This is a genomic window from Fibrobacter sp. UWT2 (assembly GCF_900142545.1).
GTDB lineage: Bacteria > Fibrobacterota > Fibrobacteria > Fibrobacterales > Fibrobacteraceae > Fibrobacter.
Genome location: NZ_FRBF01000023.1, coordinates 21,900 through 40,204, shown reverse-complemented (window position 1 = coordinate 40,204; position 18,305 = coordinate 21,900). Strand labels below are relative to the sequence as shown.

General features: G+C 43.1%; 5 protein-coding genes. 2 read left to right on the top strand and 3 right to left on the bottom strand.

Translation table 11 applies throughout. The features are described 5' to 3' along the window. From BUA40_RS12685 to BUA40_RS12670, 3 genes are all read right to left on the bottom strand, one after another. Positions 1-13,025, bottom strand: a 13,025-nt coding sequence (locus tag BUA40_RS12685) for a calcium-binding protein (protein ID WP_143149803.1), incomplete at its 3' end; no start/stop codon positions are given. 1,428 nt (positions 13,026-14,453) lie between these two features. Beyond that, positions 14,454-15,602 carry an FISUMP domain-containing protein gene (locus BUA40_RS12680; protein ID WP_083585406.1) on the bottom strand — a complete coding sequence of 383 codons (1,149 nt, stop codon included), beginning with the start codon at positions 15,600-15,602 and terminating at the stop codon, positions 14,454-14,456. Positions 15,603-15,617: 15 nt separating this feature from the next. Continuing rightward, a complete protein-coding gene (locus tag BUA40_RS12670) occupies positions 15,618-15,842 on the bottom strand; it encodes a hypothetical protein (RefSeq protein ID WP_072801226.1) in 225 nt (74 codons plus the stop codon). Between the two features lie 216 nt (positions 15,843-16,058). On the opposite strand from BUA40_RS12670, the gene BUA40_RS12665 reads away from it, so the two are divergent. Together BUA40_RS12665 and BUA40_RS12660 are read left to right on the top strand one after the other, a co-directional pair. Beyond that, entirely contained in the window at positions 16,059-17,249 is a 1,191-nt protein-coding gene (locus BUA40_RS12665; RefSeq protein WP_072801225.1) for a DUF3696 domain-containing protein, read from the top strand. Positions 17,250-17,251: 2 nt separating this feature from the next. Next, positions 17,252-18,298: a hypothetical protein gene (locus BUA40_RS12660; protein ID WP_072801224.1), complete on the top strand. Its 1,047-nt coding sequence runs from the start codon at positions 17,252-17,254 to the stop codon at positions 18,296-18,298. The last annotated feature ends 7 nt before the right edge of the window (positions 18,299-18,305 follow it).

Genomic DNA, 18,305 nt, shown 5'->3' with positions numbered 1-18,305 from the left:
ACATTGTCACCGTTGCCCGCATCAATGTCATCGACACCGGCCGTTCCCAGGTCGGTTCCAACATTGTAACCCTCGTTGGAGACCATCAGCGCATTGCGGTCGGTGTCCATAATGACCTTGCCACCATCGCCAACAATGGCATCGTTACCCGCACCCGTGCGGATTACGTCATTGTCGGTTCCACCGATGACGGCATTCTTGCCGTCACCCGTGCTGATAAAGTCCTGACCACCATGCTGTTCGCTCTTGCTTTCGGCATACAGTCGAGTTTCCTCGATTGTATAGCGGCCGCCGTCACCGATAGCCACATTGTCTGCCCCCGTGATGCGGATAGAATCACCCTCGGCACCACCCATGGCAACATTCTTGTCGCCCGCAATAACGATGTTATCTACCCCGCCAATACTGTCGTTGGTCGTTTCGACAATATGCATGCCGAGGCCAAGCTTGTCGCCGTAAACGGCTTCGTCATTCCCGGCGTTATTGTATTTCACGCGGCCATTGTCGCCCAGGGCAACGTTCTTGTCGCCACCGATAACTATTACATCATTCTCAGCACCGCCGACAACGACACTATTCGTGCCACCGACCTTAATCATGTCGGAGCCACCATTTTCGGCATCTACCGACTGAATCCTGTAGGCATCGCGGTTCACGCCGTCCGTCTGCAGACGGTGTACGGGGTTTCCCTTCTCGTCGGCCGTGCGTCCCGGAGTCTTGCCGATTCCAGTAGTATAGTCGTCAATGAACGCGGGATTTTCAGTATCAATGTTGACAACCGTGGAGCCGAGCACCGTATCGCCGATATCCACACCGTTCACCTGGCCATTATCGTAAAGTACCTGGCCACGATCGCCGAAAGCTATACCGCCCTTGTTCATGCTAATGTGGTCATCACCGAGACCGCCAAATGCGACCATATCGTTGCGGGTCACATCCGTACTCGAAGCGTCAATCCTGTCGTGGCCCGACTGCGCGTTGATGACCAGCTGGCCGTCGCCCTCGTAGCCATAGGCGAACTTGAGCGATACAATCGAAATTCCCGCTGTCAAGGTAAAGTCCCGTGAAATCGAGAACAATCTACTGGTCAGTTCAGAAACGGCACGGCGCTGAACGCTGCCGTCGCTCAGCGTGGCATCCACGAACATGGTGAACTCGTAGCCGTTCGGCGCATCCTTGTGGATGTTGTCGGCTGTAGCCTTGAGCAAATCAAATGCTTCCATCCGAGACACGAACAAACTCGAATCATCCGAATCTATTATATAGCTGTATGTAACAGCACCCTGGTTCAGCTCAGGCTGCTGTGAAGAAATTGTCCCGGAACAAATCAAGCTTCCTGTATGGTCCGCCTGGTAGCTATTCACCTTGATATCGTCATCGAACTCCGCCTGATAGAAACGGAAACCGTCTATATATTCACCTTCGGCAAGGATAAAATCATATTCGATATCGAAACCATATTGGTTCGAGAACGAGCCCTTTACCTCGCGACGCTGGGTAACAAAATTATCGGCTTCAGCAGGGGGAACATCTTGCTTCTTGATTATCGCTTCGACATAGTAAACTTTGGTGTCAGATTCTTCGCGAACAACATTAACACCATTGTTTGCAATAGGCGTCAAGCCGTAATGGTAAACGCCATCATTGAACGAAGCACCGTTAGCGGCATTTTCAGCGGCGATTCCCGCATCACCAAGATGAGCCCCAAACCCGGCAGTCGAATCTTCTGCAACATTACCCGTATTCACTACCGTGTATGTCCTGTAAGCATCTTCTCGGTAGAGCGTCTTGTTAATATCAACAGTATCCTTGCCTTTGCCCAGATTGTACTCGGCGTATTCCATCTGCGCCGCAGTGATGCCACTCTGCATCATCAGAGGATCATCATTTGCTGCAAGCTGCTTTTCGGGGAACGCTTCAAGTTCCGTATGGGTAAAGCGAACCGCATGCGAGTCATAGGCATCAACATTCTTTTCGGCTTCATTCCTATTGTTATTCACAAACCCAGTAAGCGATGCACGGGCATCAACACTATCCTGCTGGTTATTTACAAACAAGCGGTCCACAGACGCCATCTCGTCAACAAACAGGGAATCCCGATTGCCAGAAATCAGGGCAAACTTTTCCCCAACTGAAGGCAGAACGACCGCTTCGTCCAAAACAAGTTCAAGCACGCCATTTACGAATGACCTTGCTTCCTTAATTCTAGACCATTCAGCCGCGACGCTTGTTTCTTTTTCTGTAACATCTTCAGCAGCTGTTCCGACATCCTTTGTCGTCGTAACAACCCACTTGAATGTTTTACCTTCAAACTGCGCCAAGAAGGCTTCCTGCGACATTTCAGCATCCCATTCGACGCCGATTGCCCCAAAAGCGGCTTTTTGCTCATCGCTAATCGAAGTCAAGTCAATGAACAGATGTCCATCATCACCCACAGAAAGGCTATAAAGCTTGTCTTCTGCAAAGTTGTTCAGTTCATTGAAGTTTGACGCCTGCCTAACGCCATCCTTAGTCTCGATGACATGCTTGTATTTCAGCATGGCAGGGTCACCCGCATTCAAGTCAATACTCTTGCCGAACCCGTATGCATAAACGGGTCCGTCAATTTCATTAATCACTTTGCTTTGCTTCTGGGCCTTCGTCAAGCCATATTCGTCTTGTTCACCATCAGAAACCGTCGTGATCGTAAGCGATCGCGTGAGAGTCGAACTATTGAAGCTGACAACAATCGACCCATCTTCTTGCGTGGTAAAGTCATCGCAAGCGATAGACAAACGCTGGCTATCTTCTTCTGCACCAGAATTTGCAAGGAGCTTAGCCGGAGTAATCTTCACATAAACCGTTTCACCTTCGGCAATCGGCTTGTTATATGTCACATCGTAAGAAACGCTCGTGAAGCTACTTGCACCCGATTCTGCAAGCACAGAAGCATGAGCTTCAATCGTCAAGAGGCTTTCATTCTGATTTTCAACAGCAGCAACATCACCCTGACCGAAGGTTTCCCAATCATACTCTTCTGGAATTTCAGCCTCTACTCTGACGACGCCATGAATTGTTGTCGGGCGCTTAGTCAAAGCATCGTAGAAGGTTATGATATTGCCGTTCAACTCGTAGTATCGGCCGCTCGTTGCCGTGGGCAAGATTTCGGCACCGTCCACGAGAACACTGCTTACAAGCACATCTTCGTATGCAAGTGCCACCCTGGTATCGTCGACACGCATTTCATTAGAACGGACACTCACAACCAGCTTGTCACCTTCTGAAAGCGTATCAAAAACCGAATCATTTACCTTAACGACATTGTCAACAAGTGTATAATGAGTGTCAATCACCCAATCTTGTTTTTCACCATTGACATAGAAGGTGAACTCACGCTCAACATCAGCAGTTTCAACAACCTCTTCCTCTTCTACATCACCCTGCGATCCATCGGCCTTTTTAGGCACCGGAATCATATTCAACTTGAATTCCGAGCTTACACCAACCGTAAATTCCTGCGTAGCAACCAACGGTCTAGCAGCAAAATCGCTTACAGCACTTTCCCTCGCTTCACCCGCAAAGACAAGTCCCACAGAAGTCACCGACTTCGACAAGACAACGCCCGAATTCAGCTTACTAGAAATAGCAATAGCCTTACATGTTCCTTCCTCAATCAAGGTGTCTTCACAAGCCTTTACATGCACCTCGATAGGATTGCCAACAGTATTGGCCGTAAAATGGACAATTCTTGTAGTTGCGTAAACAATCGCGTTCGATTCTTCATCATAGGTCCCAATAAGGAATCCGCGATCACCACGGTTAAAGTCGGCATTGGAAAGCATCGGGGCACTAATGGTAACATCGATAGACTGTCCTTCCGCAAGACCAGCACAACCAATAAAGAATGTGGCATCAACGTTTTCGTTACCAAGAACAACCTCTGCGGATGCCTGGATGCGGTAAGGCGCTTCGGCATCACCGTTCTCCTTAGCAACGACAAATACTGCCGGCTGGCTATCGCTATCGACAACCGTAAAGTTTTCAGTCATCACGCAATCGCCCGTGGTCGCATTTGCATCTGCAACAATTTCGTATTTGACATCAACGCTCTGGCCATCGGTATTTGCGCTACGAAGATTATACTCCGTATCGAGACCGCCCATGCTAAAGGTATCGTTGCCCTTGCCACCACTAAGTTCAGTAACATCGGTCGACTTGCTGCCCACGACATAGAACATATCATCACCAGCGGCAGCATCGAATTGAGTGCTTTCAACGCCCGCAGCCTTGATGGCCACCATGTCGCTCAGCAAACCTTCCTTGGTCACAACAAGCACATCGTCAGCATCGGTCCCACGGACATTGAGCGTATCAAAGCCCTTGTCACCATCCAGAAGGACAGCACCTCGGTCGAAGTTTTCGCCGTTTTCCTTAAGGAATGTGTAGACACTGAAGATGTCGTCGCCCTTTCCGGCGGTCATATTCAATGTGCCAGCGTTGTTCAATGCGGCAAATGTATCTACACCGGACCCGCCTTCCACATTCAAAGTGGTATCACTCGAAACGCCATCACTCAAATACGATTCTTCGTTAGTCTTCTCGGTATGGAAGGCATCGACAGGCTGGACCCTAGCCGAGGCAGCATCATCTGTACGCTCGGAGTTATACAGCTGCCCAATCTGGAACGAATCGTTACCGGCACCACCGTTAACATTCGTCATCTCGGCCGTGCCATCAATATAGAACCGATCGTCGCCACCATTTCCGTTGACATTCAGAACATCAATCCCCTGAGTGTAGTTCACTCTTTCGATATTAGAGTTCAAGTTGTTCTGGACAGTTTCGCTAGCGCCCGTAGATTCGCCCTCAGAGTTCGACAAATCGTCGACAGTCATCGGGAGCAAGGCAACGAGGCCGAGATCTCCCGGATTGCCTTCCGCGTCGCTGTTCCTACGAAGAAGCAGGGTGTCAACACTTTCTGTTCCTTCGACAAAGAGGACATCAGAACCGCTTTTTCCCGTATCCGTGACATTCGCATAGTTCGTGGTACTATCGCCCATCAATTTAACGGTAATCGTGTCGCTACCGTCCTGGCCATCCACAAAGTCCATGCCCGGTCCAGTCAAGATGATGTCATTGCCCGACTCATTATTGTTGCTCTGTGCGTTAGCGAAGATTTTGCCATGAAGACCGAGATTGTCGCCAAAGACAAGCTTGTCCTGTTCCTTGTCATCATCGTCAGAATCTCTGGTGAGTTCTCGGGCATCCGTAATATCATACGCTTCTACGCCTTCGTCACCATACAGGCTATCATTGCCAGCGCCGCCATCAATGGTGTCATCGCCAGCACCACCGTAGATTATATCGTTGTCTATACCGCCCTTGATAGTGTCGTTACCGCCATCGCCGTCGATAATGTCATTGCCGATACCGCCATATATCTCATCTGCCGCACCAGCCGTAGCACCACCATCGCCGAAGAGCAGGTCGTTGCCGTCTTCGCCGTAGATGGTGTCATTGCCCCTTGACGACAATTCATCAAATGAATACTGAATCAAACTATTATCAATTAGGTTGTTATCAGGTTCCCCATTACTATTTTTCTGATATTTATTTTCCAATTCACTCACAAACGGAGTCAATTGATTTCCATCTTCATCCACAAGCTTGATTTTAAACTCATTTGGAGAAACAACGATATTTCCATCCTTGAACTGGGCTTCGATGAATTCCTGACTGAATGCAGCCGTCTTGTTTGCTCCATCAACAGCAAATGGAGCAGCGACATCCATCGAATTGGCAACTCTATCGCCGAAGACTATATCCATGCCTTCGCCACCATGGATAGTATCGTTGCCCGAGCCACCAAGAATGCGATCATGGCCTTTTCCACCATGGATCAAGTCATTACCGGCGCCGCCATCGATATGGTCGTCGCCGCCACCGCCGTGGATTTCATCATTACCTTCACCGCCAATAAGAGTATCCCCACCATCGCTCAAGCTTATTTCCGTATGGGCGACAAGGGCAGTATCTGTGAGCAAATCATTTTCGGTCCTAGCATTATGCAACACCCTCAAAGCATACTCTTCGGGCGTCATATTATTCTTTTCATCATCTGATATCGCGCTCACGAACTCTTCATCAATAGCAACAGACCAGGTTCCGCCATCGCCAATGATGTAGTCGTCTCCCTTGCCGCCATCAATCTGGTCATCACCGGCTCCGCCGAAGATAATATCGCGATCAGAACCGCCAAGAATAATATCGCCACCGGCCTTATTGGCATCAACCTTCGCCTCGGCAACAAAGCGATGTACTTTTTTCCCCTGTTCGTCTGTTTCTTCATCAACACGAATCACACCCGTATCGCCGAAAATAATATTCAGACCTTGAGCACCAATAATGGTGTCGGCACCGGCTCCACCATTGATATAAACCACATGGCCATCTTTCATTGTCAAGCCAGACAAATCAATATAATCGTCACCATCACCGCCATTGATTACAATATCAAAATCTGCGTCATCAATGGATGAAATAATAACCTTATCGTTGCCATTTTCTGCATTGACAATAAACTTGCCCTTTGTACCATCAATAGTTTCGGAATGGTCTTTCCCATCGGAAATTGTATTTCCACCAGTAATCGAAACATTCAACGTTTCATCACCATCGTCCAACGAATTATTGACATCATCCGTCGACATTCGGCTAGAGGAGTTGCTACCAATATTCGCTACAACATCGTCACCCGACTTTGAAATCATTATCGGCTTCACCGTATGTTCGTAGTTAAATTCAAACAACGTGATATCGTCCGTAATGTTCCATTTCTTGGTATAGAACAACAAGTCTAGGTAGGCATAGAGTTTGGCGGTAATCTTGCCTTCCACGTCGAACATACCGAACAGGCCTTCTTCCTTGAAAATCCGTTCGATTTCGTTCAAGCGAACCTTGCCATCCTTGTTCGGGTCAAACAGGTTAAACCCGACATTGATGCCTACGCCACCGCCCACACCAGCACTCACGCCAGCATTCAGTTCAGCAGAGGCCTTTAGGCCACCATAGAACGAAAGTTCACTCTTGTCATTGCCAGCATCGTCAAGGTCATCCACATAAAATCCGTTAAGCAGGCGACTAAAATCCTTATAGTCACTGCCCACCCACTGACGAATTCCCAAGGTATCGTAACCAAAGGCAAGGTCTATACTAGCATTGAAAGATACTCCCAAACGGACTCCAAGCGGAGCCCAAATACGGATAAATGTATCCCAGTCAAAATCGAAACTGAGCTTGGGCATGTTGTAATGCACAAGGTCGATATCCTGGCCAAGCAATAACTTAAAGATATCCTTTGGTTCATCCCAAATAAATTTCCAGGAACCATCACCGACCTGTAAACCATTACCAGAAAGAGCTGAAAACGCATCACTCCTTACGTTATCTAATGTTGGCAAATACCCATTACTGGCATCTTCTAACACTTTTGAAAAATCAGAAATAGATGTATTACCATTTAAAAACGCCTCTGCAGCATCTTTTCCACCCATGCCGCCAATCAAGGTCATGCCACCTAGATTAATTTTCAGCTCTTTTTTATCACCAAATGCGGCAACCTTCTCACTTAATGCAATAAGGTCTTTGATGGCATATACCATGCCGTCGCTAAATTCTCCCTTGCAATACTGTTTTGCCAAGCTAAGCGGTGTTATGATGATACCCAAGTCATCAAGAACCGGGAAGGGAGTCGTAAGGAAGTCGATAAGTGGCTTGAGCGGTTCAACGACCTTCTGGATCTTGGAAACAATGGGTCCAAGAACGCCACCAATAAACGAGCCCATATCCAACTGGAAATCCTTGAAACCCAGGACTTCTATACCCTCATCTTTGCTCCAAACAAATTCAAATTGACCATCAATATTCGGAAACTTTGGTGCATCGCCCTTGATATCAGAAACAATACCGACCTTCAGACCGACAACCATGTTGACCGTAGCAGAGGGCGTAAATGTAGGAAGTTGGCCCAAAATATCCGATAGATTTACATTAACAAGATCATTCCCCAAGGATTCATGGTCTATATCAAGACCAAACTTCAAATTAACTCCCTTTTCATACTGAGAGGCATTACTTGATTTGTTTAAACTGTCAAGATCTAGTTCGACTCCAAGCCCCGCCATTTTTCCAAGCACTTTTCCATTCATGCCAGCCTTGACTTCAACGCTCACATCATTTTCATCATAGAAAATAAACTGGAAACCACCATCCTTGGAAACTTTCATGCCGAAGTTAAGCTTCCATTCTAGGCTCAAATCAACACCGGCATTGGTTTCAAGGCCAAGACCGGGGAAACCAAGGTCAAGTCCGATATCACTACCGAAGGAATATGTTCCTCCCAAAGTAAAGAACCATTCGGCAAAGTCAGAACCCTGCTTATAATAAACTCCATTGCCCTCTTTATGCCATTCGTTTTCAGTCGACAGCTTTGTCAAGAGTGTTGAATCCGAAGACAATTGCGCATAAGAACCAAAAAGGTCATTAAGCTTCTGCGCAACCATTTCAGCAGTCATACCAGTCGATTCATATACAAAGTTCGAGAACGGCTCAAGAATTTGCTGCTTAAGTTTACTCAAGAAGTCTACACCACCACTCAGGGCGTTCCCCACCACAGGCACATCCTTGATGTCACTCATCATGCCGCCATTGATGCTGGATTCCAAAGAATCCAGCAGGTTGTTCAAACCCGTAACGGCAAGTTTAATCTTATCAAACCAGTCAAGGTTTCCATCAACTAACGCCGCAATACGCTCATAGACGCCACTGACATCAACAACCAGTGTGCCACTATCAATATCAACCTTTTGCTGTTCTTTCAGAAGAAGTGTTACTTCAGGCAATCCAAGTACCGAACCTTCCTGGTTCGTTTTAGCGACAACATTTACGGAACCAGTAGGCTCCACATTATGATTTGAGAGCCAAGCATTCACAAATTCATCTACATCAGAAAGATAGGAACTCAAACTATTGATATCGTCAGCACAAATAACATTTCCAGTTCCTTCGGCATTAATCCACTTACCGAATTTGATGTTCCCCAGTTCGTAACCGCATACGCTGATAGGCAGGTTGCCAAAAATGGACATCGGAACCACAAAAGACGGAATAAGGGGTATTGCGTCTTCTTCGTCATCAGGAAGTTCCCACTTTGTTAAGGATATGTTTTGCCGTCCAAATTCCCCAACCAAAGCAGCTTTCCCTACCACAAAGGAGTTTGCCTTATCCGACCCGACGGTAATTAAGTTTTTAAGCAGGGCATCAAAACCTTCAATATTCGATGTTCCGCCATCAATTCCTAGATTAAAGGAGAGTTTCTCCCCGACAATATTGACATTGGCTCCAAACTTGACGGAATCTTCCAGTATAAAATCAAAAGAATCCCCTGTGGTCATCTTCGCCGAGACATTGAACCAGAAATCACCTGTCACCTTGAGGTTAGCATTTCCGCTAATACCCCCCGTTGTTCCTCCAAAATTGAACTGGTGAACAGCACTGAAGGCCTTGCTTATGTTAATGTCGAACACAATATCCGTTCCAACGACCTTAATATCAAAGGCCCTCGCTGTTTGAGCGACACTCTGCTCCAATTCCTGCGGAAGATTCTGCGGCACCATCAATTTAAAGTCTGTCAGGTACTTGTTCAGCCGGTCACTTAATCCCTGCAAACTCGTAATATTGTCGTTGCGCAGTTTGCTAACGATATCGCGAATATCATTCGCCACATTCACCAAGTCCCCAACAGACTTGTTGATAACAGGAATTTTGACATTGCTATTTTTAGCAATTTCTGTCAATCTGCCAACCAAACCATCAAGCAACGCATAAACATTCTGCACAGAAAAATTTGTCAGATTGGCAAATTCCGAAGTTATGGCAGATGTAAGCTCACCAAAATTGGTTTCAATCGTTGGCAAGCCATTGTTCTCTGAAACAAGTGTTATCGTATTGTCACCAAGATAAACAGTCTTGCCAAGCGCTTTTACCACACCACCTATAACAAATTGGTCAGATGTAGCATCACAGGTTGCCGTAAAATCCCAATTACTCAAGAAGGAATCATTGTCCATTTTGGGAGTAGCGCTTTTTTCAGCCATGAACGTCATATTTGCGCTAACCGATCCTGATGCGACAAGGTTTGCATCTACGAAAGCAAACGTGGCATCCACCGCAGCAACATATTTCAAATTAGCATTAGCAGCCCAAGTTGCCACCGTAGTAATAGAATCTTCGGTTCTTACAGATTCAGCGGAAACCACAACACCAACAATTTTTTCATCACTATTTCGATTGAGTTTTACTATTCTGAAATATTCATCCCCATTTTTTATAAAACCACCTTCTACAAAATCATTCTCTCCTACAGGCGAAATTAATACAATAGTTCTTGTCTTTTGATCGAGACTGAGGCTCGGTGCGGTAGCCCCCACCTTCACATCTTTCCCAATCTCAAAAGTCAAATTTGCAGTAAAGGATACATTCGCCCCATCAGCGAAATTAATCAGTTTAGACCAATCTATCCCCAGCAGAGTCCTACCCACAATGCGGTAATCATTTTCACCGCAACAGCTTGACTTCATTGCGGTAAAGCCAAGCATTTCAAGGACTTTACTCGCACCGACATTCACCAAGGAGAATTCGCATTGCGAACGGAACTCCAAATGATCCATTGCATTGCCGTCCGCATCATTCCAATAGAGCGTCGGTTTTGTAAAGTCACGTTCCGTTGAGCCTTCCGCCTTTGGGTTGATTATGTTATTTATAGCCTCCACAACATCGACAACACTCGTTGTCTTGGTCAAGCCACTACACAATGTTTCAAAATCTACAGAGGGATCCGGTCCACCGGTATATATCACTTTAAAATCACTTGAATCGCCCTGCGAAGCATTGCTAATGCCCAATTTGCTCGAACTTATCGAAACACCATCAGCAACACTGAATACAATTTTGTCATTTATGACAACTACCGACTTGACAAAATTACTCAATTTTTTTATAGAATCAACATCTGTATTTTTTATGGTTTCGTATATCTTATCGGCAAGATTTTCAAGAGTAAGGCAGTTTTTTGAATCTACTTCGATACTTATTCCATCCGGCAGAGATGGAATACTAACTTCAATCGCCACATTACCAATGGCACCAGAAGCGTTCAACACGCCTGACATACGCATATATTTGAATCCAGAGTTCAATTCAAGCGTATAATAATCAGAATCAATTTTAATTTCGTTGCCGTCTCTTTTTGTTTTGTATCCCTTTATTAGAGAAGGATCACATCCGAATAAAATTTCGCCCGTACTTTCATTAATGTCAACAACATACAATCCATAGGTGTTCTTAATGGAACGACCGGCTTCCAAAGATCCTGTCGACAACACTCCGTTCAAGCCAAACTGGTCTTCCTTCGATTTCTGCAGGGACAAATACTTATCCAAGCATTTTTCCCAATCATCCGTATCGGACATACCCTTGTTTTTAAGATCCAAAGCGAAATCCAATATCTTATTCTTATTGAGATTTATCTCGACATTGGTCACATTCCCCACACCACACAAAGCTAAAGTAAGTGTGCTATCTGCACCAAAAGATGCCGCAAAACATGTTTGCTGCACGGTATTGACCAATTTAAGTTCACTAAAAGCGTCTGCATTGCCGGAGCTCTCAATGTCAAACTTATTATCTGATGTGATGATGAGCTTCTTAATATTTTCATTGTACTCAATCATCGGCAAACTTGTTGCCGTCAAAGAAACAAACTCGTTTTCCTTACCGTCAACCTTATCGACATATTTGAAAGGAGATGTCTTTATATCATCGCTATTGACCAAAACTAAATTGTCATCCACCTTAAAGGTAAATGCAAAAGTAGGCATTGGGACATCATCGAGTTTTACATCCGTCCTTGTCGGGTTGAAAGACAAACTGTCAAAAACTATCGATTCATAACAAGTTTCATTATTGGCCACGTAATTTGCGCCGAAGATATCCTCCAATGTGGTAGCATCTTCATCGCCATTACCATCATTTATTGTCTGATATTCAAAATTCACATCTAGACTAAAAGAAATTCCGGCACTACACCCCGCAGACACGTTGCCGTATGTAACAACATTAGCAAATCCTTCACCAAACGATTTTGCAAGGTTCAAGTCAAAATCTTTACTTTCTGTAAAGAGTAAATTGAAAACCAATCTGAAGTTTTCAAATTCAAAATTTTCAGGCTTTCCATCAGGCAAACTAGTTTCAAGTTCCTTAGTAGCAAGATTTCTCGACACCAACATACTTATGGGATTTGGAGAATTATCCCCTAACAGGAACAAGCTACAGGCATTCGATTCGCCAAACACTCTTTCCCAAGCCTCATTGAAGACAAGAACGAATTCCTCGACACTAGAGAAATTTGCTATATACTTACTGCCTTCAACGACTTTTAGCAAGCCGTCTTTTGCATTTTCATCGGAGCCAAAAACAACCTTATCTATCCTATCAATGACATTCACAACCTCTCCGACAGAACCGCCCAAAAAATCCATCTTGACATTATCTTCCAGCTGTTTGCGGAGGGCGGTTTGCATAGATTGAAGATATGCAACTACTTGATGCGAGAGGGTTTCACCCGAAAGTGAGGCAAAAGCCTTGATTTCATCTGGGACAACCCAGTTTTCAGTTAAGGAATCGTAACCAAACCTATAAACATCATTCTCTTTCTGCGGAAGTTTAGCAACTTCTACGGCGCCGCTCTTCAAGATTAACGACTCAACAGTGAAAGTCGGATCAGCTTCAAGACCCCTCTCATTATTGGAATCATACTTTACTTCCAGTTTAAAATTACCATTTACTACGGTAGCACTAAATAACCCCAAGGAAAGTGGGTCTTCGATACCTTCTTTCGAGACAGTCAGGTTAAACTTGTCCAAACTAAAGCCATCAAATATTAGCGTATTATCATTCGCATCCACACGAACATCAAGTTTCACACTCATAGTGCAATCAACATCCAAGCCGCTCAACTCCAATAAACCAAAATTGAGTGATCCTGCAATATTTTCAATTTTGGGACTTAAAGTGAGATACAAACTAGTTGGAGTTGTTGTGGAAAGATTCACGGCATTCAACGAAGTCGTTACACTCTCGAGGAAATTTATTTCTTGCCCATTTGCATCTTCCAATTTCAGATTACCAAGTACGGAAGACAAAACAGTTTGGGCATTCGGAAGGATAATATCAAAGAACGATTTAACATTATTCAAATCTAGCGAATAATTCGAAGTGTTTTCTACGTTTTTTATTGCGCCATTGATTGCAAGTGCTACATCGGCCCAGTATTCTTGCAGATTTTCCACATACTCAACGATCTTTTTCTTGTTTTCCTCTGGACCAAATTCAAAATCTCGGATAAAAGGAATTGTCGAGAAAGAAGAAGATATTGTGTTTAAAGCCTTTTCAAGAGAAAATATTTCAAACTGTGGATCATTTTTGAGTTGCATTTCTGGCACACTAACAGAAATGGCTCCCGTTTCTTCCTTATCTACTCCTATATTGCCCAGAAATGCGAACGGGAAATTATCATTACTCGATGCATCTACACTGAACTCCAAATGAACAGCCGATGAAGTTCCTGAAGCATTATCACTATATTTCAGCAACAAATCAGTGTCGGAATCAGATTCTTCCGAAACAGACAAGTTCATAAACTTTGCCGTCCCACCAACATTCTCTATTATGGCTTTAACATCGCGAACAACAACAGAAGCGGGTTCGACAGAATCCACCAGGCCATTACCATCTGCGTCAGATAAATCGAATACAATGTCAAGTTTAGCGCTCGCTCCTAAATTATTATTGGAACCTACACCAGAAATATAACCGCCCGAAGACAACCCCTCCTGAGGCAAAGCAATCAATTCTGCTTCGGGAGAATATGTCAACTTAAAGCCATTCTGAGTAGCCTCATAACCAATATTCAGTGAAGCCAACTGGTCAGAATTCTCAATAAAGAGTTGATTCAGTGTATTTTTCAGCGTTTGAGCATCAACACTGACTATATTGTTTTGGTCATCTTTCAGAACGCCCTGATCCTCCGCCATCAATTGGAGTCTCGATGTGAGTTGAGCGTACAGAGAACCCAGCGCTGTTTCGGCATCACTTCCCAAATCACCGAGAGAATCCTTAATAGATTGAATTCTACCTTCTATACCAAGGTCACTCAAATCAGGGGATTGCAGACTATTCAATTGTGTTTCAACAATTGAGTCGACTTGATCATAATTATCAACAAACTGCGCATAATCAATCGCAGCGTCCATCATCAAACGAGGTTCAAGCGACTCTATTTTGTAATTATTAGGCGCAATTTTTTTCTTATTGATTTTTTTAGACATATCGACTCCAATAAACTTATAGTTTTATTTCTATTTATTATTATTTAAATCAGTCTGTTTTACACAGCGAACAGAAAATCCGTGCGTTTTGTATGTATCCTGTGTACTATTTGAAGTCGAACTTTTTGTTTGAAGACCAACAAAAGAAGCAATATTAACATCGTTAGAATGACCTTCTTCTGGATAGTGCCAATAAGCAGACTCATCTTTAGCTCTAAACTTATAACCCCAATTATATCCAGCCCCAATCAAACTATATCCGCAATAGTTATGTCCACCGAACCCTTGGGCGCGCACCCCCTCCACAAGGGGATTAACGTTCCCGTCTGCATGAACAACGATGTAGAAATCGTCGTATGTCAGCAAGCGCCAGCCTTTTGGGCAAATTCCTTGGTGATTCGGCTTAATTTTGTCAGCACAACTCTTGGTATTGCACTCACTCGGCAACTGCATCGCTTCCGCCCATTGGTAAAGTCCACCATATTTATCGCAATTCGTTGTATCGTCGTTATAACAATAACGTTCAATTTTCGAATCATTCGATTGTTCCTTTGTTCCATCGACCATTTCCCCAATGTTCAGATTTTCTGCCATTACCGTTACAGAAGCGGACTCGCCATCCTGATTTTTCCCGTTAATTGTAAGATAATAATACATACGTCCATTGCGTTCATCTGTAAATTTTTTATAAGCACCGGAAAGAAGACTATCAGAAGAAAAAACCTTTTGATGATTGTAGGGTTTATACTCACTGCTACTCGAAGCAACTGACGAAGAAGATTGTTTCACTGAAGAACTGCTACTTTGGTTTTCACTAGATGAAGAACTAACCGACGAACTGGACACATCCTTGTTACTGCTAGAAGAATCATCCGTCTTTACAGAACTTGAACTCTTGGAGTCAGATGAATTCTTTGTTTCTTTTGCGGAACTACTGGACACTTCGGCGGGCTCGGAACCCTTGACACTACTGGAAGACTTGTCTTTTTCTGTAGATTCATTTCCCGACGACTTCTTGTCAACAGAAGATGACGACTCATCCAAATCAGAAGTTTCTACCGATGAACTGGAAGTACCGGTTTCGTCGGAACTAGCCGAAGAAGAGTCATCGCAAGCCGAGAACGCAAGCATTGCAAAAGCTACAGCGCTCACCAGGCCAATTTTCTTAATCGTTTTCATTTCATACTCCTGTTATTAAACTTTTTTTGAAAGCAAAATCTCGATGGATAAGGCATCCACCATAAATCGCGGTTTCAACCGCGCAATCGAATAGGGACCAAGCCCTTTTACTTTTACATCCGATTCATTCATAGGAACAAAATCTGTTCTTATTTTTAAGAAAAAGATAATAAAGAAAGACATTTTTCCTGCCACAAACACCGCAAAAGAGGGTAAAACGCCCCCATATTCAGCCCACACCCCGCCCCGCAGTCCGACTTTTTTTGTATACCGCTGGAACGTGGGCGTATTACAACCGTATTCATTTTTTAATTAGCGTGATTTGTGTCACGCCGGGGACGCTTTTCATGGTTAACGCACTAAAACAGTATAATCATTCTTAAAATCATCAAAAATTTTGAATTCAACAACCATCACAGGTAATTTAAATCTAAATTATATACATTAGGTGGTAATATGATAAAAAACATTCGCTTTAGCAAGTATAAAATTTTCAAAAACGAACAGACGCTTTCTTTAAAACCCGTCACAGTAATTTTTGGGAAAAACAATTCTGGCAAAAGCGCCATTCTCAAAATACCCTCCATTTTACATTCAGCACTTAATTGTCAATCTGCTGAAGTATTTGATCCAACAAAGAACGAACTACATATCGAGGATATGAGAAACCTTGTATATGGTCAGCGTCATAGAGCAGTTTCATTCTGTTTTGAAGACAACAATGAGAATTCACTTGAATTTTCTTTTTATGTCAATGAAGAAAATGGCCATTCAAAAATAGAACGCTGGAAAGCTCAAAACAAAAACGAAAAAATTGGTCTTGAACCTGGTGAGGACGACGAACGTCATGATCTTATAACAAAAAATCCCGTTCCAGGAGTGTATTTTAATGGAATTACGCCAAGTCATGACAAATACAAGCTCTTTGCACAACAAATTATAAACGCATTGCGTTTCAACATCGATTACATTGGAGCATTTCGTTGGCTTCCATATACATTTTTACAATCAAACACTTTTAAATCTTGTGAAGAAAATGATGGGCGCATCAATTACCAGTTTTTAATTGATGATTCTAAAACCGTTAATCAAGAACTTCTAAAAAAAGTTTCTCAATGGTATGAAACCAATTTCAACGGATGGAAAATAAAGGTAAATCGTGATAGAGATCCGGTTTACTCCATTGAAATTGAGCATCCAGGCGAAGAAAGATTGAACATAAATATTACAGATGCTGGCGTAGGCATTGCCCAATCCCTTCCGATTGTTACGCGAGCATGCCGCACATGCGATGAACCGACCATTATTGTATTAGAAGAACCGGAAACGCATTTACATCCGGCAGCTCATGGAAACCTTGCAGAATTAATCGCCTTAAGCACAAAAAATGATTGCAACAAATCTTACCTTGTAGAAACCCACTCCATCAATTTTATTCTACGCTTAAGAAGACTAATTGCAGAAGAGAAACTTTCTGTTGACGATGTCGCCCTTTATTCAGTAGAATTTGATGAAAACGAGTGCTGTAGCAAACTCGTTTCAGTCGAAATAAATAAAGATGGTTCAGTAAATTACTGGCCAGAAGGTGTTTTTGAAGAAACATTGGCAGAATCGATAGCTATTTTTGAAGCACAGAATAAGGAATAACAATGCTTTGTAGGATTGATGATTCGTGTTTTGAAAAGGGTTCTATAAAAGAGTTGACATGTTTGTTTTCTTACATATCCCTTAGTTCTGGTTTAAACTCAATCTTTGTCAAGCCAAAATCTTTAAAAAGTGATTCGTTTATTTCACTTCCCCAAAGTTTACAAAACATAATCAAACAATCCTTGTTTGCTACCGTGAATAGTTCTTCATATCGTGGAGAAATTATTGATGTTAGCACAGAAGGTCATTTAGAGATTACAAAAAAAATTTTCAGTATTCAAGAAGCCATAGATTATGTTTCTTCGCCAGTGAATGTATATGTAGAGAATATTCAAAATGATGGTTATTTCCTTAATTGTATTATAAAGTATTTTGGAAGTGCCCGCATAAATAAAGCCTTAGAAAAAAATAAAATAGTCCTACAACATCTAGGAGGATGTAGTTCAACAAAAGCTGTTTTTTCTACGAAAGAACGAGAATTTAAAAATAAAATCAAATTTTTCAGATATTACGTCCTTTGGGACAGCGACAAGGAATTCCCGGATGATGAAAATCATAAATACGATCAAGCCATAATTGATTTAAGTCAGTGGAATATAAGATATCATATTTTAGACAAAAGAGAAGCTGAAAATTATTTGCCTGATGATGCAATACAGGAGTTATGCGGAAGTAATAATGGATGGTTCAACGCTTTTCGGCATTTAACAGACGTGCAGAAGGATTTCTATGACATGCAATGTGGATTTAAAATAAAAAACATGCTTCGTTCGTCTTACACTTCTGAGCAGGATCCTAATAAAATGGTCTTTTGCGAAGCATGCGATAGAAATTTTATGAAAGAAGGAATAAAAAATCTTTATTCTACCCTGAGTGACGCAAATTGGAATTTTTTGTCAAAAGGATCCGGCATCGCAAATTTTAAAGAATCTTTCTCCCTGCAATTCGAAAAATCATCTCATGTGCACAGAACATCACTACTACAAAGAATGCCTAGGAATCCAAACGAATTAAGTAGTATTGCTTCAGAATTAGAACAAATTCTATAGAGGAAAT

What these genes read in the sequence shown, in the direction of transcription:
- BUA40_RS12680 (WP_083585406.1), bottom strand. Translation starts at nt 15,602, where the DNA reads ATGAAAACGATTAAGAAAATTGGCCTGGTGAGCGCTGTAGCTTTTGCA.
- BUA40_RS12665 (WP_072801225.1), top strand. Translation starts at nt 16,059, where the DNA reads ATGATAAAAAACATTCGCTTTAGCAAGTATAAAATTTTCAAAAACGAA.
- BUA40_RS12660 (WP_072801224.1), top strand. Translation starts at nt 17,252, where the DNA reads ATGCTTTGTAGGATTGATGATTCGTGTTTTGAAAAGGGTTCTATAAAA.